General features: G+C 72.4%; 24 protein-coding genes and 1 pseudogene. 9 read left to right on the forward strand and 16 right to left on the reverse strand.

Features of this window, described 5'->3' with window-relative positions:
* Nucleotides 1–36: 36 nt before the first annotated feature.
* The 4 genes from ACIRD7_RS02550 to ACIRD7_RS02565 are packed head-to-tail and all read right to left on the reverse strand — an operon-like array spanning nt 37 to nt 3,093.
* Entirely contained in the window at nt 37–666 is a 630-nt protein-coding gene (locus tag ACIRD7_RS02550) for a hypothetical protein (RefSeq protein ID WP_403448727.1), read from the reverse strand.
* Nucleotides 667–719: 53 nt separating this feature from the next.
* Nucleotides 720–1,319 (reverse strand): histidine phosphatase family protein, encoded by a 600-nt coding sequence (locus ACIRD7_RS02555; RefSeq protein WP_403448730.1) that lies wholly within the window; start codon nt 1,317–1,319, stop codon nt 720–722.
* A gap of 3 nt (nt 1,320–1,322) precedes the next feature.
* Nucleotides 1,323–1,856, reverse strand: coding sequence for a hypothetical protein (locus ACIRD7_RS02560; RefSeq protein ID WP_403448733.1), 534 nt, complete (start codon nt 1,854–1,856; stop codon nt 1,323–1,325).
* Between the two features lie 25 nt (nt 1,857–1,881).
* A complete protein-coding gene (locus ACIRD7_RS02565) occupies nt 1,882–3,093 on the reverse strand; it encodes a pyridoxal phosphate-dependent aminotransferase (RefSeq protein ID WP_403448736.1) in 1,212 nt (403 codons plus the stop codon).
* Between the two features lie 87 nt (nt 3,094–3,180).
* Between ACIRD7_RS02565 and ACIRD7_RS02570 the strand changes: the two genes are divergently transcribed.
* Nucleotides 3,181–3,813 (forward strand): winged helix-turn-helix transcriptional regulator, encoded by a 633-nt coding sequence (locus ACIRD7_RS02570; RefSeq protein WP_403448739.1) that lies wholly within the window; start codon nt 3,181–3,183, stop codon nt 3,811–3,813.
* A gap of 50 nt (nt 3,814–3,863) precedes the next feature.
* Here ACIRD7_RS02570 and ACIRD7_RS02575 read toward each other — a convergent pair whose 3' ends face one another.
* Genes ACIRD7_RS02575 through ACIRD7_RS02585 form a run of 3 tightly spaced genes read right to left on the reverse strand, consistent with a single transcriptional unit; the run spans nt 3,864 to nt 7,493 of the window.
* A complete protein-coding gene (locus ACIRD7_RS02575; RefSeq protein WP_403448741.1) occupies nt 3,864–4,667 on the reverse strand; it encodes a hypothetical protein in 804 nt (267 codons plus the stop codon).
* The gene (locus ACIRD7_RS02580; protein WP_403448744.1) at nt 4,667–5,935 is read right to left on the reverse strand and encodes a VWA domain-containing protein; all 1,269 of its coding nucleotides are present in this window, start codon (nt 5,933–5,935) and stop codon (nt 4,667–4,669) included. The genes ACIRD7_RS02575 and ACIRD7_RS02580 overlap by 1 nt, the downstream gene beginning before the upstream one ends.
* A gap of 43 nt (nt 5,936–5,978) precedes the next feature.
* Nucleotides 5,979–7,493 carry an IucA/IucC family protein gene (locus tag ACIRD7_RS02585; protein WP_403448747.1) on the reverse strand — a complete coding sequence of 505 codons (1,515 nt, stop codon included), beginning with the start codon at nt 7,491–7,493 and terminating at the stop codon, nt 5,979–5,981.
* Nucleotides 7,494–7,596: 103 nt separating this feature from the next.
* Here ACIRD7_RS02585 and ACIRD7_RS02590 point away from each other — a divergent pair, with 103 nt between their 5' ends.
* Complete coding sequence (locus ACIRD7_RS02590; protein ID WP_403448750.1) at nt 7,597–9,090, forward strand: IucA/IucC family protein; 1,494 nt, start codon at nt 7,597–7,599, stop codon at nt 9,088–9,090.
* Between the two features lie 320 nt (nt 9,091–9,410).
* On the opposite strand, the gene ACIRD7_RS02595 is transcribed toward ACIRD7_RS02590, so the two are convergent.
* Entirely contained in the window at nt 9,411–10,088 is a 678-nt protein-coding gene (locus ACIRD7_RS02595) for a DUF429 domain-containing protein (protein WP_403448752.1), read from the reverse strand.
* 81 nt (nt 10,089–10,169) lie between these two features.
* Here ACIRD7_RS02595 and ACIRD7_RS02600 point away from each other — a divergent pair, with 81 nt between their 5' ends.
* Together ACIRD7_RS02600 and ACIRD7_RS02605 are read left to right on the forward strand one after the other, a co-directional pair.
* Nucleotides 10,170–11,084: a HipA family kinase gene (locus ACIRD7_RS02600; RefSeq protein WP_403448754.1), complete on the forward strand. Its 915-nt coding sequence runs from the start codon at nt 10,170–10,172 to the stop codon at nt 11,082–11,084.
* Nucleotides 11,081–11,362: a SelT/SelW/SelH family protein gene (locus ACIRD7_RS02605; protein WP_403448756.1), complete on the forward strand. Its 282-nt coding sequence runs from the start codon at nt 11,081–11,083 to the stop codon at nt 11,360–11,362. The genes ACIRD7_RS02600 and ACIRD7_RS02605 overlap by 4 nt, the downstream gene beginning before the upstream one ends.
* 1 nt (nt 11,363) lies before the next feature.
* On the opposite strand, the gene aceB is transcribed toward ACIRD7_RS02605, so the two are convergent.
* Together aceB and ACIRD7_RS02615 are read right to left on the reverse strand one after the other, a co-directional pair.
* Nucleotides 11,364–12,986, reverse strand: a complete 1,623-nt coding sequence (gene aceB, locus ACIRD7_RS02610; protein ID WP_403448758.1) for a malate synthase A — start codon at nt 12,984–12,986, stop codon at nt 11,364–11,366.
* A gap of 208 nt (nt 12,987–13,194) precedes the next feature.
* Nucleotides 13,195–13,797, reverse strand: a complete 603-nt coding sequence (locus tag ACIRD7_RS02615; protein ID WP_403448760.1) for an NTP transferase domain-containing protein — start codon at nt 13,795–13,797, stop codon at nt 13,195–13,197.
* A gap of 259 nt (nt 13,798–14,056) precedes the next feature.
* On the opposite strand from ACIRD7_RS02615, the gene ACIRD7_RS02620 reads away from it, so the two are divergent.
* Entirely contained in the window at nt 14,057–14,341 is a 285-nt protein-coding gene (locus ACIRD7_RS02620; protein ID WP_403448763.1) for a DUF5955 family protein, read from the forward strand.
* 1 nt (nt 14,342) lies between these two features.
* Here ACIRD7_RS02620 and ACIRD7_RS02625 read toward each other — a convergent pair whose 3' ends face one another.
* The 4 genes and pseudogenes from ACIRD7_RS02625 to ACIRD7_RS02640 all read right to left on the reverse strand — a co-directional run bounded on the left by ACIRD7_RS02625 (nt 14,343) and on the right by ACIRD7_RS02640 (nt 15,808).
* Nucleotides 14,343–14,543, reverse strand: coding sequence for a hypothetical protein (locus tag ACIRD7_RS02625; protein WP_403448766.1), 201 nt, complete (start codon nt 14,541–14,543; stop codon nt 14,343–14,345).
* Nucleotides 14,544–14,579: 36 nt separating this feature from the next.
* A pseudogene (locus ACIRD7_RS02630) lies at nt 14,580–14,708 on the reverse strand (DUF6304 family protein); the annotation flags it as partial.
* Nucleotides 14,709–14,792: 84 nt separating this feature from the next.
* Nucleotides 14,793–15,017 carry a DUF6304 family protein gene (locus ACIRD7_RS02635; RefSeq protein WP_403448769.1) on the reverse strand — a complete coding sequence of 75 codons (225 nt, stop codon included), beginning with the start codon at nt 15,015–15,017 and terminating at the stop codon, nt 14,793–14,795.
* On the reverse strand, nt 15,014–15,808 hold the full coding sequence (locus ACIRD7_RS02640) for an IclR family transcriptional regulator (RefSeq protein WP_403448772.1): 795 nt from the start codon (nt 15,806–15,808) through the stop codon (nt 15,014–15,016). The genes ACIRD7_RS02635 and ACIRD7_RS02640 overlap by 4 nt, the downstream gene beginning before the upstream one ends.
* 248 nt (nt 15,809–16,056) lie before the next feature.
* On the opposite strand from ACIRD7_RS02640, the gene allB reads away from it, so the two are divergent.
* On the forward strand, nt 16,057–17,394 hold the full coding sequence (gene allB / locus ACIRD7_RS02645; protein WP_403448774.1) for an allantoinase AllB: 1,338 nt from the start codon (nt 16,057–16,059) through the stop codon (nt 17,392–17,394).
* Between the two features lie 36 nt (nt 17,395–17,430).
* Nucleotides 17,431–18,561: an allantoicase gene (gene alc, locus ACIRD7_RS02650; RefSeq protein ID WP_403448777.1), complete on the forward strand. Its 1,131-nt coding sequence runs from the start codon at nt 17,431–17,433 to the stop codon at nt 18,559–18,561.
* 80 nt (nt 18,562–18,641) lie between these two features.
* Here the strand turns inward: alc and ACIRD7_RS02655 are convergent, their stop codons facing one another.
* Nucleotides 18,642–19,409, reverse strand: a complete 768-nt coding sequence (locus ACIRD7_RS02655) for a 3-oxoacyl-ACP reductase family protein (protein ID WP_403448780.1) — start codon at nt 19,407–19,409, stop codon at nt 18,642–18,644.
* Nucleotides 19,410–19,580: 171 nt separating this feature from the next.
* On the opposite strand from ACIRD7_RS02655, the gene ACIRD7_RS02660 reads away from it, so the two are divergent.
* Nucleotides 19,581–20,207, forward strand: coding sequence for a dihydrofolate reductase family protein (locus tag ACIRD7_RS02660; RefSeq protein WP_403448782.1), 627 nt, complete (start codon nt 19,581–19,583; stop codon nt 20,205–20,207).
* A 152-nt stretch (nt 20,208–20,359) separates the two neighbouring features.
* Entirely contained in the window at nt 20,360–20,746 is a 387-nt protein-coding gene (locus ACIRD7_RS02665; protein WP_403448785.1) for a ribonuclease domain-containing protein, read from the forward strand.
* A gap of 60 nt (nt 20,747–20,806) precedes the next feature.
* Here the strand turns inward: ACIRD7_RS02665 and ACIRD7_RS02670 are convergent, their stop codons facing one another.
* Entirely contained in the window at nt 20,807–21,007 is a 201-nt protein-coding gene (locus tag ACIRD7_RS02670; protein WP_403448786.1) for a hypothetical protein, read from the reverse strand.
* Nucleotides 21,008–21,128: the final 121 nt, after the last annotated feature.

Genomic DNA, 21,128 nt, shown 5'->3' on the forward strand with positions numbered 1-21,128 from the left:
CCTTCGGTGGACTGTGCACCGATCTTGGCACGCGCGTCATGCCCGGCGCGGGGACGCCAGCAGATAGCGCGCCCGGGTACGCGGCTCGGTGTACTCGCCGACCTGCCAGCCCGCCTCCTCCAGTGTGGCCGCGCAGGCCCGCAGACGCGCGCCGTCGGACTCGCGCACCGCGACCGCCTCCGGCTGCGGGGTCGCCCGCACCCGGTACCCCTCCGCGGCGTCCGGCTCGGCCGGGGGATGCCCGGCGGCCTCCAACGCGAGGGCGGCAGCCTGCACCAGATGCGTACGCTCCCACCCGCACGGCCGGTCCGTCGCGCCGTCCGGATTGGTCATCCGGCGCAGCTCCAGCAGCCCCTGCCAGGCACCGCGCACCTCCCGCAGCCGCGCCGGGCCCGCCTTCGGGGCGCCCGGCGCACCGCCGATCCGCGCGGCGAAGACACCGCCGGGCGCGGGTGCCTGCGCTGCCGCGGGGGCCGTCGGCTCGGCCTCGCGTATCCGGTGCCCCGCCGGTGTCAGGAAGTGGTCGTGCGGCGGGCGTGGATGCCGGAAGGCGAGGCCGCGCTTCACCAGTGCCGCGAGCTGCGCCTCCGTACCCCTCAGCCGCCCGGTGGCGGGGTCGGCGGCGTCGATGACACGCCGCTGGGCGGCGGTCGGCGGTCGGGTCACGGCGTGCTCCTTCCGGCGCGGGGCGTCACCCGGCGTGGCACCCGCTTCGCAGGCTACGACCCGGCTCTGACATTCCAGCCGGCGATCACCGGCCGCCCGTGCTCCGTGCTCAGCCGGCAGACCGTCCCCGTCGCCATCTGGAACAGCGCCCCGTCGGCGGGCGGCAGCCCGAGCCGCCGGGCCGTGAGCACCCGCAGGAAGTGCCCGTGGGCCACGAGCACCACGCTTCCCTCGTCGTTGGCGAACGCCGCGTCCACCTTGGCCAGCATCCGGTCGGCGCGCACCCCGACCTGCTCAGGACTCTCCCCGGGATGGTCCGGCGGGCCCGGCGCGACCCCGTCCGTGAACAGGAACCACCCCGGCCGCTCGTGCTGGATCTCGACGGTCGTGATCCCCTCGTACCCGCCGTAGTCCCACTCCCGCAGGTCGGTGTCGATCCGCGCGTCGGGCAGCCCGATCAGCTCGGCGGTCTCCCGCGCACGCTGCGACGGGCTGACGAAGGCGGCGCCGATCCGCTGCGACCGGATGAGCGGCACGAGCTGCCGCGCCTCCTTCCGCCCGAGCTCGGTGAGCGGCATGTCCGTCCAACCCGTGTGCCGTCCGGACCGCGACCACTCGGTCTCACCGTGCCGGACGAGAATGAGATCAGCCATGCGTCACAGGCTAAGAGCCCAGCGCTCCAACTCCGCGAAGTCACGCTCCCGCAGTCCCCTGCGCGCGTCGACCGGCATCAGCAGCGCGGCCGCGTCGTGGTGGGCCGCGACATGCCGTACGTCCAGGTCGGTGATCATGTCGTCCACCCACACGAACGGGTGCCCCGCGGCCCACGCGACCACATGTCGGGTCTTCCAGTACAGCCCCTCGGGATCCCTCGCGAACAGCTCCGGCCACTCGATCACCGGCAGGTCGCCGGGCAGCCCGATCACCGGCGCGATCATCTCGTTGGCCTGGTGCTGCCAGGTGGTGGCCCACGCCAGCTCGTACGGCAGGGCCCGCAGCCGCGCCCCGTGTCCCGGATGCAGCCGCACCCGCAGTCCGCGACGCAGCCGGCGGGATCCCGGGGGCTGGCGGGCCGACCAGTTCGCCGGGTGCACCCGGCGCGTGACATAGCCGCGATGGCCGAGGTACACCGCGCGGAACGGGTTGAGGGGGCCGTCCACGTCGAGGAGCAGGAGAGGGCGGGTGCTCATGGACGGTTGATACCCACGCCGGCCCTCACTCCTGCCGGTATCCGCTCAGGAACCGCCCGATCCGCCCGATGGCCGCCTCCAGGTCCTCCGCGTACGGCAGGGTCAGGATCCGGAAGTGGTCCGGGGACGGCCAGTTGAAGCCGGTGCCCTGCACCACCTGGATCTTCTCCCGCAGCAGCAGGTCCAGGACGAACTTCTCGTCGTCGTGGATCCTGTGCACCTTCGGGTCGATCCGCGGGAAGGCGTACAGCGCGCCCTTCGGCTTCACGCACGAGACGCCGGGGATCTCGTTGAGCTTCTCCCAGGCCACGTCACGCTGCTCGCGGAGCCGGCCGCCGGGGGTGGTCAGGTCGCGGATCGACTGGCGGCCGCCGAGGGCGGCCTGGATGGCGTACTGGGCGGGCGCGTTGGCGCACAGGCGCATGGAGGCCAGCATCGTCAGGCCCTCCAGGTAGTCCTTCGCGTGCTGCTTGGGGCCGGTGACGACCAGCCAGCCGGAGCGGAAGCCCGCCACCCGGTAGGTCTTCGACAGGCCGCAGAAGGTGAGGACCACCAGGTCGGGGGCGAGGGCGGCGGCCGAGTGGTGCACGGCGTCGTCGTAGAGGATCTGGTCGTAGATCTCGTCGGCGAGGACCATCAGGCCGTGCCGGCGGGCGAGGTCGAGGATGCCCTCGACGATCTCCTTGGGATAGACCGCGCCGGTGGGGTTGTTGGGGTTGATGATGACCACGGCCTTGGTGCGGTCCGTGATCTTCGACGCCATGTCGGCCAGGTCCGGGTACCAGTCGGACTCCTCGTCGCAGAGGTAGTGCACCGCCTTGCCCCCGGCGAGGGTCGTCACCGCCGTCCACAGGGGGAAGTCCGGGGCGGGGATGAGGATCTCGTCGCCGTCCTCGACCAGCGCCTGTACGGCCATGGAGACCAGCTCGGACACGCCGTTGCCGAGGAAGACGTCGTCGACGCCGACCTCCAGGCCGAGCGTCTGGTAGCGCCCGGCGACGGCCCGGCGGGCGGAGAGGATGCCGCGCGAGTCGGTGTAGCCGTGCGCCTGCGGCAGCATCCGGATCATGTCCTGGAGGATCTCCTCCGGCGCCTCGAAGCCGAAGAGCGCGGGGTTGCCGGTGTTCAGGCGCAGCACGCTATGGCCCGCCTTCTCCAGTGCGTCGGCGTGCTCGATCACCGGGCCGCGGATCTCGTAGCAGACTTCGCTCAGCTTGTTCGACTGCCGGAACTCCATGCGCGCTCGCCCCTCCGGTTTCGTGTGTTGCTTGGTTTTACCAAGTTCGAGCTTGGAAAGTCCAACAACATGTCTAGACTGCGTCGCATGTCACCACGCCGAAGCTACGACCAGTACTGTTCCGCCGCCCGCGCGCTCGACGTCGTCGGCGACCGCTGGACACTGCTGATCGTCCGGGAACTGCTGGCCGGCCCGCGGCGCTACACCGACCTGCACGCCGATCTGCCCGGCGTCAGCACCGACGTGCTGGCGTCCCGGCTCAAGGACATGGAGCGGGACGGCGTCTCCACCCGCCGCAGGCTGCCGCCGCCGGGAGCCGCCTACGTGTACGAACTCACCCCGCGAGGCCGGGAGTTGCTGCCCGTTCTGCAGGCGCTGGGGGACTGGGGGCAGGCCGAGCTGGGCGGGCGGCGCCCCACCGACGCCGTGCGCGCGCACTGGTTCGCGCTGCCGCTGCTGCGAGCCCTGCGGAACATGGGGGAGGGCGTCGTCGAAGTCCGGTTGGAGGAAGGGGACTTCCATCTCCACCTCGGCGCCGAGGACGGGCCGGTCTACGGGGAAGGGCCCGCTCCGGTGGAGCCCGACGCCCGGCTGGTCCTGGACTCCGGGACGTGCGAGGCGATCGCGCGCGGGGAGCTGAGCGTGCCGGACGCCGTGCGCGGCGGCCGTGTCGACGTGGGCGGGGAGGGGACCCTCGCCAAGGCGCTGCGCGAGGGATGAACGCGGAAAAGGGCCCACCGTCGAGGACGGCAGGCCCTTCTCACGATGCGTCAGGCGCCGGGCGGCACCCGCGACGGCCGGCCCGTTCCACGGGTCAGCGCATACCCGCCGACCCCCGCGAGCGCGGCCAGCACGCCGCCGATCGCCGTCCACACCCACCGGTCGGACCACCAGCCGGACGCCCAGCCGTCCTCGGGTTCGAGGCTGGACAGCACCGCCGAGTCCGACGAACTCTCCTCGTCCTCGCGCGACTTCAGCGCCACCCCCGGAATCAGCGGCTGGGCCAGCGAACCGTCCACCGCCGCCGAGCCGCCGATGTCCTTGGAGTCGACCCGCACCGACGCCTCCACCGGCAGGCCCAGGTCGGAGGTGGGCACGTCCACGGCCGTCAGGCGGACGTAGTACGTGCCGGGCAGCGGGTCATTGGCCCACTGCTCCGACCAGGCGCGGACCGTGCGCAGTACGCAGGTCAGCTCCACGGAGGGCGCTGCGGCCGCCGCGGTGCGCGTCTGGGCGCCGTACTGGCAGGCCTGGCGGCGCCGCAGGCCGTCGTACACGTCGATCTGCCAGGTCTCGGCGGCGTGCCTGTCGGGCAGCTTCACCGTCGCCCTGACGGTGGGGCGCCGGCCGGCGTCCGCGGGGAACGACCAGTACAGGTAGTCGCCCGTGGAGGCGCTCGCCGTGGCCGTCTGCCCCTGCTCGATCTCCGTCGCCGTACGGAAGGCCGTGCCCGCCCGGGTCGGCGCGCCGCCGTCCTGCGACGCGCTCGGCGACGGCGAGGCGTCGGCCACCGCCGGACCCGCCGCCAGGCCCAGCGCCAGCAGGGCTCCGCTCACCACACGTGTGATCCGCATCAGTTGGTCCTCCAGACCGCGACCCGCCAGCGCGACAGCCAGCCCCAGACGAGACCGGCGAGGAAGCCGGCGAGGATCAGCGCGCCGAGCAGCCACCAGCCCCGGCCGAGGCCGAAGGAGGCCACGTCGCCCGAGGCGGACGGCCCCTCCACGACGTCGACCGTCAGCTCCAGCGGCAGACCGGGCGTGGTCTGCACACCGGAGCCCGCCGAGAAGGAGTGCGTGACCTGCAGGCACACGGACTCGGGCGCGCTCTCGCCCTCCGCGTCCTCCTGCTCGGCCTTCGGGTAGCGCAGCCCGGTCGAGACGACGTCGGTACGGCCGTTGCCCGCCGCCTCGCCGCGCACGATCTCCCGGCCGCGCTCGGTCACCGCCCGCAGCAGCACCCCGTAGGAGGGGTTCACTGCGCGGTCGGCCGACACGCTGACCGACGCGCGCAGTTCATGGCCGTACGGGACGTTCACCCGGTACCAGCGCTGCTGCCCGAACTCCGCGCGGTCGGTGTACAGGCCGGACTCCAGCGTGGGCGCCTTCGCGCACTGCTCCGCGCCGGTCGTCGCGACCGGCGTCACCACCGGGTCGGCCGCCCGGTCCACCAACTGGTTGACCTTGTCGGCGAGTTCCTCGGTGTGCTCGACGGAGGTGAAGGTGCCGCCGGTCGCCTCGGCGATGCAGCTGAGCTGCTGCCGCATCTTGGTGTTCGGGACCAGGCCGAGCGTGTCGATGGTCAGGCCGATGCCCTTGGCGGCGATCTCCCGGGCCACCTCGCACGGGTCGAGCGGGGCGCAGGTGTCCTCGCCGTCGCTGATCAGCACGATGCGCTTGGAGCCCTCGCCGCCGTCGAGGTCGTCGGCCGCCTTCAGCAGCGCGGGGCCGATCGGCGTCCAGCCGGTGGGCGCGAGCGTCGCCACGGCCGCCTTCGCCTCTGTGCGGTCCAGCGGGCCGACCGGGTAGAGCTGCGCGGTGTCCTTGCAGCCCGTCTTGCGGTCGTCACCGGGGTAGTTGGCGCCCAGCGTGCGAATGCCCAGCTGGACCTCCTCGGGCGTCGCGTCCAGCACCTCGTTGAACGCCTGCTTCGCCGCGGCCATCCGCGACTGGCCGTCGATGTCCCGCGCCCGCATGGAGCCGCTCACGTCGAGGACGAGATCGACCTTGGGCGCCATCGCGCTGGTCTCGTCGGCAACCGCCCCGGCCGGGAACGCCATCCCGGCCGCGAGCGCGGCGAGCAGGGCGCAGACCCCGGTCGCCAGCCGTGTTCTTGTGATCATCGGCGGATCTTATTGATCAGAGGTGTCCTGCTTCAAAACGAGGTCAGAACACCTCGGCGAGCAGCGGATTGGGCAGCCCGGCCCACTGGTCCCCGGGCGTCCCGGGTGACAGCCGCATCAGCGTCAGCGCCTTCGTCGGCAGCGTCTCCTCGTGCAGTGCCGCCAGATCCTCGGTCTCCGGGAGCTCCCCTGCGACCGCCTCCAGCGCCCCGCGCAGCGCCGCGCCCGAGCCCGCCGTACCCGCGAGCGCCCCCGCCACCAGGGACCCGAACAGCTTGCGGCGCAGGGCGGTCACGTCGTCCGTGACGATCCGGCCGGTCAGCTCGGGGACCGGGATGCCGTGCCGGGCCAGCCGCGCGGGGCTGACCCGGATGTCGGCGAGGTCGCGGTAGACCAGCCGCACCGGGGAGCCGTCCGCCGACAGCACCACGAGCAGGTTCTGGCCGTGCGCCTCCAGCGCCACGCCCAGCTCCAGCAGCCTCAGCCCCACGGTGAGCGCGAGCCGCGTCAACCCGGCCAGCCAGGCGGCGGACCGGGGCAGCTCGGTGGTGGCGAGCGCGGCCACCGGGACGACCCGCTCGCCGGGACCCGCGTACACCTGCGGCGACTCGCGCAGCACCGCCGCCAGATCCGGCGAGTGGGCGGTCGCGGCCCCCAGCGTGCGGGTGACGTGCAGCAGTCCGTCCATGCGGGCCGCCAGCGTCTCCGCGAAGTCCGACAGCGTGGCCGACAGACCGATGGAGTACACCGAGATGTCCCGCACCGAGGACGTCAGCCGGGCGCTCAACGCCGTCTTGACGTGCGGTCCTTCGGGGAGGGCGAGCGTGCGCAGCGACATCAGCGGATGCGCGGCGATCCCGGCGCCGGGGAGATCGCGGGGCCGCTTGAGCACATGCTCCGCCTGCCACGGATGCACCGGGATCAGCAGCCGCTCCCCGTCCCGCATGTCCCGCGGCCACGCACCGGTCACCAGGCACTCCGCCGCCCGCACCGGCACCCGCGCCAGCGTCACCACCGGCCGGTGCTCGGGCCCGTACGCCAGCTGCTCGGCGACCGAGAAACCGGGCCGGGAACGGCAGTTGGGATGGAAGGGATGCCCGTCGACCACCCGCTGCTCCCACTCCCAGTCACGCGTCGGCCACCCCTTGGGGTGACCCTCCTGACCGGCCCGCGACAGCGCCAACGAGGCGACGCTGTGGCCGAGTTCGGCCGCGAACGACATGCCGTGCGGCACGGAGAGCTCGGTCAGCAGCCGGGCCGGATCGTCGTACGGCGACCCGTCGAGTCGTACGGCGGTGACGTACGCGGCGGTGGCGTACGGGTCGGCGGGCGGGCCGTGCAGCCGGCGCCCGTCCGAAAGACGCAGGCTCAGGCCCTCCCGGCCGCGCTCCCGGCCGGCCACCCAGGGCAGCGGCTCGTAGGCCAGCGCACGCCACAGCCGGGTCAGCACGGCCGCGCGGGCGCCGGGGAGCCCGGCGGCGTACCGGGCGGCGAGTTCGGGGCGTGCTTCGGCCAGTTCGGCCACGACCTCGGCCTCGGCGCTGGAGGGACGGTGCACGGGCGGGCTCCTCGGGTACGAGTAGGGCGTCGGGGCAGGCACCGACGACAGACATACTGATCGTCTTCCCGCCTGAACGGACCGTAGAGAACGAGTGGATCGCGTGCACCTCAACCCTCCGCCCGCCGCCGACGTCGCGGAACACGCCGACGCCCGCTCGGTCGCGCCCCTGCTCAACTGCCTGCTGCGCGAGGTCGCCGAACCCCACGACGGCACCGGCGAGCGGCCCGTGTACCGGCTGCCCGCCTCCGGCCGTCTGCTGCGCGTCCTCGGCGAGCGGCGGCCCGCCGAACCGGAGGTGTACGCGGCCGGCGCCTGGCAGCGCGTCGGGCACGCCGAACTCGTCAAGCTCGTCGCCGACGAACTGCGCCGCCACACCGGTCTGTCCAACCACGAGCTGCCCGCCGAGATGATCGACAGCCGCGACGCGCTGGCCGCGCTCCTGACGGCACGCGGGCGTGCCACACCGCCGGACGACCTCTACCTCCGCTCCGAACAGTCCCTCCTCACCGGCCACCCCTACCACCCCGCCCCCAAGGCGCGCGGCGGCGGTCCGGTCGCGGCCTGGCTGCCGTACGCCCCCGAGGCGCACGCCCGCTTCCCGCTGACGCTGCTCGGCGTGCGCGAGGACGCCGTCGTCGAGGAGGGGGACACCGCGGCCCTGGACGCCCTCGGCGAGGCCCCGCCCGGCTACCGGCTGCTGCCCGCGCACCCCTGGCAGCTCGACCTGGTCGGCCGCGAGCTCGCGGAGGCATTCGCGGACGGCAGGCTGGTGCGGCTGGGCACGACCGGGTCCGAGGTCTGGCCGACGGCCGCGATCCGCACGCTGTACGCCCCCGAGCAGGATCTCTTCCTCAAGTTCAGCCTGGACGTGCGCATCACCAACGACATCCGCCGGCTGTGGCGGCACGATCTGCTGAAACTCCGCCGTACGGACGCGGCGACGGCCGCCGCCTTCACCGCGCTCGACGGCCGCGCGGCCTGGCTGGGCGACCGCGGCTATCGCACCGCCGGCTTCGCCTTCGAGGAGCTGGCGGTCCTGGTCCGCGACGGACTGCGGGACAGCGTGCTGCCGGGCGCGACGCCCCTGCTCGCCGCCGGGCTCGTCGAGGGCTTCGAGGGGAGCCCGCTGCTCGGCATCCAGGACCCGGTGGCCTGGTGGGAGGCGTATCTGGCCCAGGTCGTGCCGCCGGCCCTCGACGCCTTCGCCGGCCACGGCGTCGTACTCGAAGCCCACCTGCAGAACACGCTGGTCGCCGTCGACGACGACGGCATGCCGGTGCAGGCCCTCTTCCGGGACGCCGAGGGCGTGAAGCTGCTCCCGGAGGTGTCCCGGCCGGCCGGCTGGGAGCGACTGGTGTACTGCCTGGTCGTGAACCATCTCGTGGAGATCGCCGGAGCCCTCGTCGAGCGCTTCCCGGCGCTGGACCCGTGGCCCGCCGCCCGCCGCGAGCTGGCCCGCCACGACCTCCCCGAGATCCCGGCGCTGCTGTCCGCCCCCACCCTGCCCGGCAAGACCAACCTGCTGCTGCGCTGGACGGCCGCGGACGGGGCGGCGGCCCGCTATCTGCCGTTGCCCAATCCGTTGGCCCGGTGAGGGTCGGCTGGGGGCGGGGGTGTCAGTGGCGGATTTCCATGGTGCGGCGGCGGTGTTGTCCGTCCCGGAGTGTCCCGGCGTGCTGTTGTGCTGGACGGCGGGGTAGGGGGTGGCGGCCCGTTGTCTGCCGTTGCCCGCCCCGTTGGCCCGGTGAGGGTCGGCTGGGGGAGGGGGTGTCAGTGGCGGATTTTCATGGTGCGGCGGCGGTGTTGTCCGTCCCGGAGTGTCCCGGCGTGCTGTTGTGCTGGACGGCCGCGGACGGGGCGGCGGCCCGCTGTCCAACCCGCTGGCCCGGTGAGAGCCGGCCGGGCGGCGGGGCTTCAGTAGCGGATCTCCACCGCGCGGCCTTCCGCGTCCAATTCCGGCGACTGCGGGACGCGTACCGCGGTCCCCACCGCGATCCGGTGCGCCGACCAGGCCGCGGCGGCGGCGTCGAGGACATCGTCCGCCGGCACGCGATCCGCTTCCCCGAGCTCGTCGGGCAGGACTACTCCGGCCGCCGCCAGCAGTGCGCGTCGCGCGTGCTGGCCGCGCCAGGTCTTCTTGGCGTACGCCGGCGGCACCCCGCCGGCCAGGGCCCGGAAGGACAGCTCGGGGTGCACCTCGTGGACCCGCCGGTCGGCGAGCCAGCACGCACGGGCCTCCAGCAGCTTCGGAGCCAGCGCCCACGCCTGCCGGCTCAGCCGCTGACCGGTCAGCTCCTGGCACCGGTCACCGGCCACCGTGTACTCCGACTCCAGCCACGCCGGCCGCGGCGCCACCAGGAAGACGGTGCTGCGCCGCTCCCGCAGCAGCGCCCGCGCGCCGAGATCCGCGGCACGCCAGCCGCGCTCGACCAGGCCGAGCGGCATGTCCACCGCGATCACCGCCGCCTCGGCGGCCCGCTCGATCAGCGCGTCCAGCCGGACGTCCACGAGACTGCCCGCGTAGGCGCCGCCCGTGAGCCCGATCCCCACCCACCCCTGCCTGCCACAGGCGTCGACCCCCAGCACGTCCATCTCGCCCCGCCTCTCCCGAGGGGTCGGAGGTTACTATGGGCGTTTCCTGCCGACAGACGAACGAGGCTGGTGGCCCGACAGATGCTGAGAGAGGTCACCGCGACCCGCTACGTCACCCCCCTGCGCTCCGGTGGCTCCGTACCCGGCGTCGTCGAGGCGGACGACCTGGGCACCTACGTCGTCAAGTTCACCGGCTCCGCGCAGGGCCGTAAGGCGCTGGTCGCCGAGGTGATCGTCGGTGAACTCGCCCGCGCGCTCGGGCTGCGCTTCCCCGAGCTTGTCCTGGTCCACTTCGACCCCGCCGTCGCCGACAGCGAGCCGCACCAGGAGGTGCGGGACCTGCACGCCGCCAGCGCGGGGGTCAACCTCGGCATGGACTTCCTGCCGGGCGCGCGGGACTTCACCCCGGAGGCCGCGAAGACCTTCCGCGTGGACCCGCTGGAGGCGGGCCGGATCGTCTGGCTGGACGCCCTGACCGCGAACGTCGACCGCACGGTGCACAGCTCGAACCTGATGATCTGGCCGACCCTCGGCACGGTCCCGCCGCGCCTGTGGCTGATCGACCACGGGGCGGCCCTGGTCTTCCACCACCGCTGGGACGGCTCGGACCCCGGGAAGTCCTACGACTTCCGCCACCACGCCCTCGGACACTACGGCCCCGACGTGCGCGCCGCCGACGCGGAGCTGGCGCCGAGGGTGACCGAGGAGGTGCTGCGCGCGATCGTGGCGGAGGTGCCGGACGCCTGGCTGGCCGAGGAGCCCGGCTTCGCGACGCCCGACGCGGCCCGCGAGGCCTACGTCGCCCACCTGCACGCGCGCGTGCGGGCGTCCGCCGCCTGGCTCCCCACCGACTTCCCCACCCGGGAGGAACTCGCCGCCGAGGAGGCCCTCCGGGCGGCCAAGTCACAGCAGGGCCGGCCGAAGTGGCTGAAGCAGGTGCCCGACCTGCACGGCAAACCGGCCGCGGAACAGGATTGGTCGGTGCACCTCGGATGAGTGGCCGTGTCGAGATCGAGTACTGCACCCAGTGCAAGTGGCTGCCGCGCGCCGCCTGGCTGGCGCAGGAACTGCTCACCACCTTCGAGGCGGAGCTGTCCGAACTGGCCCTCAAGCCGGGCAGGGGCGGTGTCTTCGTCGTCCGGGTGGACGACGAGGTGGTCTGGGACCGCCGCGAGCAGGGCTTCCCCGAGCCGACGGCCGTGAAGCAGGCCGTACGCGACCGAGTGGCCCCGGGAAAGTCCCTGGGCCACTCGGACAAGGCGTCGCGGGAGTAGCTCAGCCCTTCAGCTGCTCGTACGCCGGCAGCGTCAGGAAGTCCGCGTACCGCTCGTCGAGGGAGACCTCCAGGAGCAGGTCGTGGGCCTGCTGCCAGTGGCCGGCCGCGAAGGCCTCGTCTCCGAGCTCGTCCTTGATGTTCTGGAGTTCCTCGGCGGCGACCTTGCGGGCCAGCTCCGGGGTGGCCTTCTCGCCGTTCTCGAACTCGACGCCGGCGTTGATCCACTGCCAGATCTGGGAGCGGGAGATCTCCGCGGTGGCCGCGTCCTCCATGAGGTTGAAGATGGCGACGGCGCCGAGGCCCCGCAGCCAGGCCTCGATGTAACGGATGCCGACCTGGACGGCGTTGACCAGGCCCGGGTACGTGGGCCGCGCGTCCAGCGAGTCGATCGCGATCAGGTCGGCCGCCTCGACGTGGACGTCCTCGCGCAGCCGGTCCTTCTGGTTCGGCTTGTCGCCGAGGACCTTGTCGAAGGACTCCATGGCGATCGGGACCAGGTCGGGGTGGGCGACCCAGGAGCCGTCGAAGCCGTCGGCGGCCTCGCGGTCCTTGTCGGCGCGGACCTTCTCGAAGGCCACCTTGTTGACCTCGGCGTCCCGGCGGGAGGGGATGAAGGCCGCCATGCCGCCGATCGCGTGCGCGCCGCGCTTGTGGCAGGTGCGGACGAGGAGTTCGGTGTACGCCCGCATGAACGGGGCCGTCATCGTGACCGCGTTGCGGTCCGGCAGGACGAACTTGGCGCCGCCGTCACGGAAGTTCTTGACGATGGAGAACAGGTAGTCCCAGCGGCCGGCGTTCAGCCCCGAGGCGTGGTCGCGCAGTTCGTAGAGGATCTCCTCCATCTCGTACGCCGCCGTGATCGTCTCGATCAGGACGGTCGCGCGGACGGTGCCCTGCGGGATGCCCACGTAGTCCTGCGCGAAGACGAACACGTCGTTCCAGAGGCGGGCCTCCAGGTGCGACTCCGTCTTCGGGAGGTAGAAGTACGGGCCCTTGCCGAGGTCGATCAGGCGCTGGGCGTTGTGGAAGAAGTACAGGCCGAAGTCGACGAAGGCACCGGGGACCTGCTCGCCGTCGACCTGGAGGTGGCGCTCGTTCAGGTGCCAGCCACGCGGGCGCATGACGACGGTCGCGAGCTCCTCGTCGGCCTTGAGCGCGTACGACTTGCCGGACTTCGGGTCGGTGAAGTCGATGCCGCGGGTGTAGGCGTCGATCAGGTTGAGCTGGCCGAGGACGACGTTCTCCCAGGTCGGCGCGGAGGCGTCCTCGAAGTCGGCGAGCCAGACCTTGGCGCCCGAGTTGAGGGCGTTGATGGTCATCTTGCGGTCCGTGGGACCGGTGATCTCGACCCGGCGGTCCTGGAGCGCGGGCGGGCACGGGGCCACCCGCCAGGAGTCGTCCGCGCGGATCGCGGCGGTCTCCGGGAGGAAGTCGAGCGCGGACGTCCGGGCGATCTCCGCGCGGCGCTCGGCGCGGCGGGCGAGCAGCTCCTCACGCCGGGGCGTGAACCGCCGGTGCAGCTCGGCCACGAAGGCGAGGGCCGCCTCGGTGAGGACCTCCTCCTGCCGGGGCAGGGGCTCGGCGTCGACGATGGCCAGCGGGGACGGCGCTGGTGCGGACATGAGCTGTCACTTCCTTCAGCGAGCTACGTGGACGAGCTGTCGTGCCTGGCACCGGGTGCCAGTCTTCCCGGATACGTCGGACAGCGCCCGTGGAGCGGACGGGCGCTTCTGATCAGTGGATACTAGTTTCCTCATGGTGGAAGTTCAATGGTTTGTTGATGTCGAGATTCTCTGAGTCGAGGCAAGGTGGCTCCGGGTGCCACCGCACTCACTCAAGGTGGGCGAGATCGGCCTCCGTGTCGATGTCGTACGGCTGAGCCACGTCACCGCACTCGACGAGCCCGATCGCCTCCTGGTGCTCCCTGAGATAGGCGCGTGCACCCCGGTCGCCGGTCGCGGTCGCCGCGATGCCGGCCCAGTGGGCGGCGCCGAACAGGACCGGATGCCCGCGTACCCCGTCGTAGGCGGCCGAGACGAGCGACGACTCGTCCTCGTACGCCGCGAGGACGCGCGCGACAGCCTCCGCTCCGATGCCGGGCTGGTCGACGAGGAAGACGAGCGCCGCCCGCGCCCCCGTGCCGGCGAGCGAATCGAGCCCGGCGCGCAGCGACGAGCCCATCCCGTCGGCCCAGTCCGGGTTCTCCACCAGGACGCAGTCACCGAGCTCCGCCCGCGCCCGTACGGCCTCGGCGCCGGCGCCCAGCACCACGTGCACGCGGGCACAGCCGGCCGCGCGCAGCACCCCCGCCGCGTACTCCACGAGGGGCCGGCCGCGGTGCGGGAGCAGGGCCTTGGGGCGTCCGCCGAGGCGTCGGCCGCCGCCGGCGGCGAGCAGCAGACCGGCGACCGGCGGCGGTTCGTTCTCAGTCATGCGTCACGTCTTTCCGGGTCATCCGCCCTGTCCTTCAGCGTCATGCGTCCTGCATACCTGACACCCGCGCGCGGGCCCGAGTCCCCAACGACTGAATTTCCGTCCGCGTGGTGGCGCTTCGGCATCGGGTGGCGTTTACTGACCGGCGTCCCCGGCGCCCGAGCTACGCCAGGGGTGCTCGGCGGGGGTTGCGCGACCACTGGCGCACAACGGCGTGCGAGGGGGGAGAGCTTTGTTGCGGAGCTTGGGGCAGAGGCCGGTGACAGGCAGCGACGAGGACCCAAGGGTGGCGGAACTGCGGACGGCCGTGTCCCGTCTGCGCCGCGAACTCGCCGCGCATCCGGCCGAGTTCCCGGACCGGGGAATCGCCGAGGACGAACTCGCGGCGCTGGCCGCGATGGCGGTCTCCGGCGCGCCGGAGACTCCTCGGCTGCGCAGGTCGCTGCTGCTGATCGCGGGCGCGATCGGATCGGTGAGCGCGCTGTCTCCCGGGCTCACACAGGTGCGCGACGCGGTGGAGATGTTCGGGCGGCCCCGGGGTTAGGTCAGGTCCAGCCGCGGAACGGGAACGGTCCCCGGTAGCCCCGGTCCGACGTCCGGTGCTCGAACTGGTCGCACACCCACGTCTCCTGGACGAACTCGGTGCGCCGGGGCCAGATCGTCAGGATGCCGTTGGGCCCGTATTTGCCGTCGCACCGCCGGTAGACGTCCTTGGCGCCCCGGAAGCAGGCCAGCCCGGTCATCATGCCGCGGCCCACCGGGTGGTAGTCGGACCAGGCGCACGCGATGCACGCCTTGAGGCGGGCCGTCCCGGGCAGTGCGTTCCCGATCTCGTGCAGGGCGTCCTCGAAGTCGGGGTGCGTGGCGTGGTACTCGCGCCCGTCGAGCCGCAGGGTGACGGTGAGGTTCTCCGCCTCCGGCCGGGCACCGGAGCTGCAACGCGCAGTGCACGGTCGCGACGTGCTCGCCCTGCCCTTCGACCTCGACGGGCATGGTCAGCTCCCACTCCAGCAGGCAGGCCCAGAGGTCTCCCCCGGAGAAGGTGAACGCCGGCTCGGGCGGTCGCCGGTCAGCGCGCCGAGGGTGTCCATCGTGTCGCCCTCGAAGCGCACGCCCCTGATCGTCGTACGGATCACCTCGCGGCCGTCCGACTCGAAGACGATCTCCTCGCTGCCGTGCCGGTCGGTGTAGCGGCCCGGCCAGCGCGCTGACACCGTCACGCGGGACTCTGGGTGGCCAGCGCCTGGGACAGCTCGCCGGCCACCTGCTGGAGCACCGGCACGATCTTCTCCGTGGCCGCCTCGGTGACCCGGCCGGCCGGGCCGGAGATCGAGATGGCCGCCGCGGTCGGGGAGTCGGGCACCGAGACCGCGAGGCAGCGCACGCCGATCTCCTGCTCGTTGTCGTCGACCGCGTAGCCGTGGCGCCGCACGTCCTCCAGGGCCGCGAGGAAGCCGTCCGGCGTGACGATCGTCTTCTCGGTGGCGGCCGGCATCCCGGTGCGGGACAGCAGGGCTCGCACCTCCTCCGGCGGGAACGAGGCGAGCAGCGCCTTGCCGACGCCCGTGGAGTGCGGCAGCACCCGCCGGCCGACCTCCGTGAACATGCGCATCGAGTGCTTGGACGGCACCTGGGCGACGTAGACGATTTCGTCGCCGTCGAGCAGGGCCATGTTCGCCGTCTCGCCGGTCTCCTCGACCAGCCGGGCGAGGTAGGGGCGGGCCCAGGTGCCGAGCAGCCGGGAGGCGGATTCGCCCAGGCGGATCAGACGGGGGCCGAGGGCGTAGCGGCGGTTGGGCTGCTGGCGTACGTATCCGCAGGCCACGAGCGTCCGCATGAGGCGGTGGATCGTGGGCAGCGGCAGTCCGCTGCTGGCGGACAGCTCGCTCAGGCCCACCTCGCCGCCCGCGTCCGCCATCCGCTCGAGCAGGTCGAAGGCGCGCTCGAGGGACTGGACCCCGCCGCCGTTGGACTTGGCGGTGTCGGTGGTGCTGGCGCTGGACGTCGGCACGGCGTTCCTTTCGGGACCGGTGGGAGGGCAGAAGCCTACCCGTGGGTCGGTTGACTCCCTGCTTGTACGTAGCTACGTTCTGCTTGCTGGAATTGTAATTCCGCTTTGTGGAAACGTCCAGAGAGTGTCGAGCGGGTGCACTGTGGAGAAGTGTGCCCTTGACGGCGCCGGAACGGGAGTGAAGACTTCTTCAACAGAACGTTGAATTCCGCTGGGTGGAAGTCATGGAGCGGCAGAGAGGGGTCCGGGTGTCCGACGCTGAACTGGTGCTGCGCTCGACGCGCGTCATCACCCCGGAGGGGACGCGGGCCGCCTCGGTCGCCGTCGCCGCCGGCAAGGTCACGGCCGTACTCGGGTACGACGCCGAAGTCCCGTCCGGCGCCCGGCTGGAGGACCTCGGCGACGACGTCCTGCTGCCCGGCCTGGTCGACACGCACGTGCACGTCAACGACCCCGGCCGCACCGAGTGGGAGGGCTTTTGGACCGCCACCCGCGCCGCGGCGGCCGGCGGCATCACCACCCTCGTCGACATGCCGCTCAACTCCCTGCCGCCGACCACCACGGTCGGCAACCTCCGCACCAAGCAGGAGGTGGCCCGCGACAAGGCGCACATCGACGTCGGCTTCTGGGGTGGCGCCCTGCCCGACAACGTCAAGGACCTGCGCCCGCTGCACGAGGCCGGGGTCTTCGGCTTCAAGGCCTTCCTGTCGCCGTCCGGCGTGGACGAGTTCCCGCACCTCGACCAGGACCGGCTCGCGCAGTCCCTGGCGGAGATCACCTCCTTCGGCGGCCTGCTGATCGTGCACGCCGAGGACCCGCACCACCTCGACGCCGCCCCGCAGCACGGCGGCCCCAAGTACGCCGACTTCCTCGCCTCGCGTCCGCGTGACGCCGAGGACACGGCCATCGCCCAGCTGATCGCCCAGGCGAAGCGGCTCCACGCGCGCGTGCACGTGCTCCACCTGTCCTCCAGCGACGCGCTGCCGCTGATCGCCGAGGCCAAGCGGGACGGCGTACGGATCACCGTCGAGACCTGCCCGCACTACCTGACCCTCACCGCCGAGGAAGTCCCCGACGGCGCCAGCGAGTTCAAGTGCTGCCCGCCGATCCGTGAGTCCGCCAACCAGGACCTGCTGTGGCAGGCGCTGGCCGACGGCACGATCGACTGCGTCGTCACCGACCACTCGCCCTCCACGGCCGACCTGAAGACCGACGACTTCGCCACCGCCTGGGGCGGCATCTCCGGCCTCCAGCTGAGCCTGGCCGCCGTGTGGACGGAGGCCCGCCGGCGCGGGTACGACCTGGAGGACGTGGTCCGCTGGATGTCCGCGCGCACGGCGGGGCTCGTCGGACTGGATCAGAAGGGCGCCATCGAGGCGGGCCGCGACGCGGACTTCGCCGTCCTCGCGCCCGACGAGACCTTCACCGTGGACCCGGCCGCCCTCCAGCACCGCAACCGCGTGACGGCGTACGCCGGCAAGACCCTGTACGGCGTCGTGAAGTCCACCTGGCTGCGCGGCGAACGCATCGTCGCGGACGGCGAGTTCACCGACCCGAAGGGGCGACTCCTCACCCGGACCGACTGAATCCCACCCATCGATCTCGAAAGGCAGACCATCACCGTGACGGCGCAGCATCGATCCTTGTTGGCCAGCTTCACCGGCGACGCGAACCCCTACGGCGGCGGCGACCCCTACGCGGACTACCGCACCGCCGACTTCCCGTTCACCCAGTACGCCAACCTGGCCGACCGCCGGCTGGGCGCCGGGGTCATCGCCGCCAACGACGAGTTCTTCGCCCAGCGCGAGAACCTGCTGGTGCCCGAGCGGGCCGAGTTCGACCCCGAGCACTTCGGGCACAAGGGCAAGATCATGGACGGCTGGGAGACCCGGCGGCGGCGCGGTGCCTCCGCCGACCACCCCTGGCCGACGGCCGAGGACCACGACTGGGCGCTGGTACGGCTCGGCGCGCCGGGCGTGATCCGCGGCATCGTCGTCGACACGGCCCACTTCCGCGGCAACTATCCGCAGGCGGTGTCCGTCGAGGGCGCGTCGGTGCAGGGCTCGCCCTCCCCGGAGGAACTGCTCGGCGACGACGTGAAGTGGACGACCCTCGTGCCCCGCACGCCGGTCGGCGGCCACGCGGCGAACGGGTTCGCCGTCTCCGCGGAGCAGCGCTTCACCCACCTCCGGGTCAACCAGCACCCCGACGGCGGCATCGCGCGCCTGCGTGTGTACGGCGAGGTCGTCCCCGACCCGCGGTGGCTGGAGGTCCTCGGCACCTTCGACGTGGTCGCCCTGGAGAACGGCGGCCAGGCCGAGAACGCCTCCAACCTCTTCTACTCGCCCGCCACCAACACCATCCAGCCGGGCCGCTCCCGCAAGATGGACGACGGCTGGGAGACCCGTCGGCGGCGCGACCAGGGCAACGACTGGATCAGCTACCGGCTCGCGGCGCAGTCCCAGATCCGGGCGATCGAGATCGACACCGCGTACCTGAAGGGCAACAGCGCGGGCTGGGCCTCGGTGTCGGTGAAGGACGGCGAGAGCGGGGAGTGGACGGAGATCCTCCCGCGCACCCGACTGCAGCCCGACACCAACCACCGCTTCGTCCTGCCGGTCCCCGCCGTCGGCACGCACGCGCGCGTGGACATCTACCCGGACGGCGGCATCTCCCGCCTCCGCCTGCACGGCTCGCTCACGGAGCAGGGCGCGGCCGGGCTGGCGGCGCGGCACCAGGAGGTGGGCGGCTGAGTCCCGCCACGGTGAGCGCGTAAGGCGTCCGAACCCGTGGGGCGCGCCGGCCGGACAGCACCGGCGCGCCCCACGTCATCTCAGGCCGCGTGGCCGCCGTCGACGGCGAACTCCGCGCCCGTCACGTACTCGGCGCCGGCCAGGTAGGCGACCGTGGCCGCCACCTCGTCGGCCGTGCCGAAACGGCCCAGGGCGGTCATCGCGGCCTGGCCGGACGCGTAGGGCCCATCGGCGGGGTTCATGTCCGTGTCGATCGGCCCGGGATGGACGATGTTCGCCGTGATACCGCGCGGGGAGAGCTCCCGCGCCAGCGCCTTCGTCAGGCCGATCAGGGCCGACTTGCTGGTCGCGTAGAGCGTTCCGCCGGGCCCCGGCACCCGCTGTGCCATGCAGCTGCCGATCGTGATGATCCGGCCCCCGGCCCGCATGCGCCCGGCAGCCGCCTGGGAGGCCAGGAAGACACCCCGGACGTTCACCGCGAGCACCCGGTCCACGTCCGCGAGCGCCAGGCCCTCCAGCGGGCCCAGGACGCCGACGCCGGCGTTGTTCACCAGCACGTCGAGCCCGCCCAGCGTCTCCACGGCGCGTTCCACCGCGCCGGCCGCCTCGTCCGGGTCCGCGGAGTCCGCCCGCAGGGCCACGGCCCGCCGCCCCAGCGCCTGAGCGGCCCGGACGACCTCCTCGGCCGCCTGCTCGCCGTTCACGTATGTCACGGCGACGTCCGCGCCCTCGCGCGCGAGGCGCAGGGCCGTCGCCGCGCCGATGCCCCGGCTGCCGCCGGTGACCAGCGCGACCTTGCCGTGCAGGGGTGTGTGCGTGCCTGTCGTGGATTCGTCAGTGGTTGTCATGAGTCCATCCCAGCGCCCCGCGGCGGGAAGTGCTGGCGGCGAACGGACACCTAGGTCGCGGCAGGAGCGGAACCCAGGCCGGGGCGGCGCACGGCCCACCGATGAGTTGCGGGTGCCGGTGGGGTCTGAGGTGATGACAGCAGACCCCACCCCGGAAAAGAGGCACTCCTCATGGGCAAGCTCGTTTCCACCCTCTTCGTCACCCTCGACGGCGTCTACCAGGCGCCCGGCGGCAAGGAGGAGGACACCCGCGGCGGCTTCGAGCAGGGCGGCTGGGTCTTTCCGTACGCCGACGAAGACTTCGGTCAGTTCATCAACGAGGTCTTCACGCGCCCGGCCGCCTTTCTCCTCGGACGCCGTACGTACGACATCTTCGCCTCGTTCTGGCCCAAGGTGACCGACCCGGCCGACCCGGTCGCCGCCAAGCTCAACGCACTGCCGAAGTACGTCCCCTCCGCCACCCTGACCGACCCGGAGTGGGCCGGCACCACCGTGCTCGGCGGCGATCTCGCCAAGGAGGTCGGCGCCCTGAAGGAGCGCACGGACGGTGAGCTCCAGGTGCACGGCAGCGGCGCCCTGGTCAGGTCGCTGCTCGCCCTCGGCCTGGTCGACACCCTGCACCTGCTGACCTTCCCGGTCGTCCTGGGCGCGGGGTACCGCCTCTTCACCGAGGGGGCCGAGCCCACCAGGTTCAAGCACAGCGGTGGCCGCGCCACGCGCAGCGGCGTCGCCATCAACTCCTACGACCTCGCGGGCCGTCCCGAGTACGGCTCGTTCGAGCTTCCCGAGGACGCGTGAGTGTCCGTTCGCGGCGTTCTCGCCCGGCCTGATGGAGATCGGGTGAGAACGCCGGGAGGCACGTTAACTTCCCGAGAACTCAACGGACATGAAGGCAAATTCTGTCGTCTTGACATTGACATGCCACTGTCTACGCGCGTCATCATGAAGCCATGAGATTCCCCCCACGAATCACTCGTATCGGCGCGGCCGCCGCCGTGCTGTCCGCCCTCCTCGTCGGCGGCACCGTCACCGCCACTCCGGCCGCCGCGGCGGTGGGCAGCATCTGCTACGGCGACCTGCCCTCCCAGGCCCACGACACGCTCGAACTGATCGAGCAGGGCGGCCCCTACCCCTACGACCAGGACGGCATCGTCTTCCAGAACCGGGAAGGCGTCCTGCCGAGCCAGTCGTCCGGGTACTACCACGAGTACACGGTCAAGACGCCTGGTTCCCCCACGCGTGGAGCTCGCCGCATCGTCACCGGTGAGAAGAGCCAGGAGGACTACTACACGGCCGACCACTACGAGACGTTCGACCTGATCAACTACGGCTGCTGAGCAATCGGGCCACGGTCCGCACCGGGAAAAGGTGCGGCCGGCCGGAAGTCCGGTGCGTGTTCAGCCGGACTTCCGGCTCCCGGCGGAGGCGAACAGCGCGAACGCCAGCACGAGCAGGGCGACGCTCGCGTAGATCTCGAAGCCGTCGAGGACGTCCAGTCCCTGGATCAGACCCCAGTCCCAGCCGGTGAACTCGTTGACCAGGCCGACGGCGCCCTGCGCCAGGGCGATGACTCCAAGGAACTCCAGCAGGTGCCTCATGCCATGACTCTCGCCCCGCGGACCCCCCACACCAATACGCCGCGGGGCGAGCCATGGCCGACGGAAGTCCACCTTCCGCGGCGGCCCGCCGCGGAAGTCCACCTTCCGCGGCGGCCCGCCG

The sequence above is a fragment of the Streptomyces sp. NPDC093568 genome (assembly GCF_044764945.1).
Taxonomy (GTDB): domain Bacteria; phylum Actinomycetota; class Actinomycetes; order Streptomycetales; family Streptomycetaceae; genus Streptomyces.

Bases quoted from the DNA above. Each gene is read 5' to 3' on its own strand.
- ACIRD7_RS02600 (WP_403448754.1), top strand. From the start codon at position 10,170: ATGCTGAGAGAGGTCACCGCGACCCGCTACGTCACCCCCCTGCGCTCC.
- ACIRD7_RS02605 (WP_403448756.1), top strand. From the start codon at position 11,081: ATGAGTGGCCGTGTCGAGATCGAGTACTGCACCCAGTGCAAGTGGCTG.
- ACIRD7_RS02555 (WP_403448730.1), bottom strand. From the start codon at position 1,319: ATGGCTGATCTCATTCTCGTCCGGCACGGTGAGACCGAGTGGTCGCGG.
- ACIRD7_RS02615 (WP_403448760.1), bottom strand. From the start codon at position 13,797: ATGACTGAGAACGAACCGCCGCCGGTCGCCGGTCTGCTGCTCGCCGCC.
- ACIRD7_RS02625 (WP_403448766.1), bottom strand. From the start codon at position 14,543: ATGATGACCGGGCTGGCCTGCTTCCGGGGCGCCAAGGACGTCTACCGG.
- ACIRD7_RS02565 (WP_403448736.1), bottom strand. From the start codon at position 3,093: ATGGAGTTCCGGCAGTCGAACAAGCTGAGCGAAGTCTGCTACGAGATC.
- ACIRD7_RS02665 (WP_403448785.1), top strand. From the start codon at position 20,360: ATGAGATTCCCCCCACGAATCACTCGTATCGGCGCGGCCGCCGCCGTG.
- aceB (WP_403448758.1), bottom strand. From the start codon at position 12,986: ATGTCCGCACCAGCGCCGTCCCCGCTGGCCATCGTCGACGCCGAGCCC.
- ACIRD7_RS02660 (WP_403448782.1), top strand. From the start codon at position 19,581: ATGGGCAAGCTCGTTTCCACCCTCTTCGTCACCCTCGACGGCGTCTAC.
- ACIRD7_RS02655 (WP_403448780.1), bottom strand. From the start codon at position 19,409: ATGACAACCACTGACGAATCCACGACAGGCACGCACACACCCCTGCAC.
- ACIRD7_RS02575 (WP_403448741.1), bottom strand. From the start codon at position 4,667: ATGCGGATCACACGTGTGGTGAGCGGAGCCCTGCTGGCGCTGGGCCTG.
- ACIRD7_RS02580 (WP_403448744.1), bottom strand. From the start codon at position 5,935: ATGATCACAAGAACACGGCTGGCGACCGGGGTCTGCGCCCTGCTCGCC.
- ACIRD7_RS02595 (WP_403448752.1), bottom strand. From the start codon at position 10,088: ATGGACGTGCTGGGGGTCGACGCCTGTGGCAGGCAGGGGTGGGTGGGG.
- ACIRD7_RS02670 (WP_403448786.1), bottom strand. From the start codon at position 21,007: ATGAGGCACCTGCTGGAGTTCCTTGGAGTCATCGCCCTGGCGCAGGGC.
- ACIRD7_RS02560 (WP_403448733.1), bottom strand. From the start codon at position 1,856: ATGAGCACCCGCCCTCTCCTGCTCCTCGACGTGGACGGCCCCCTCAAC.
- ACIRD7_RS02570 (WP_403448739.1), top strand. From the start codon at position 3,181: ATGTCACCACGCCGAAGCTACGACCAGTACTGTTCCGCCGCCCGCGCG.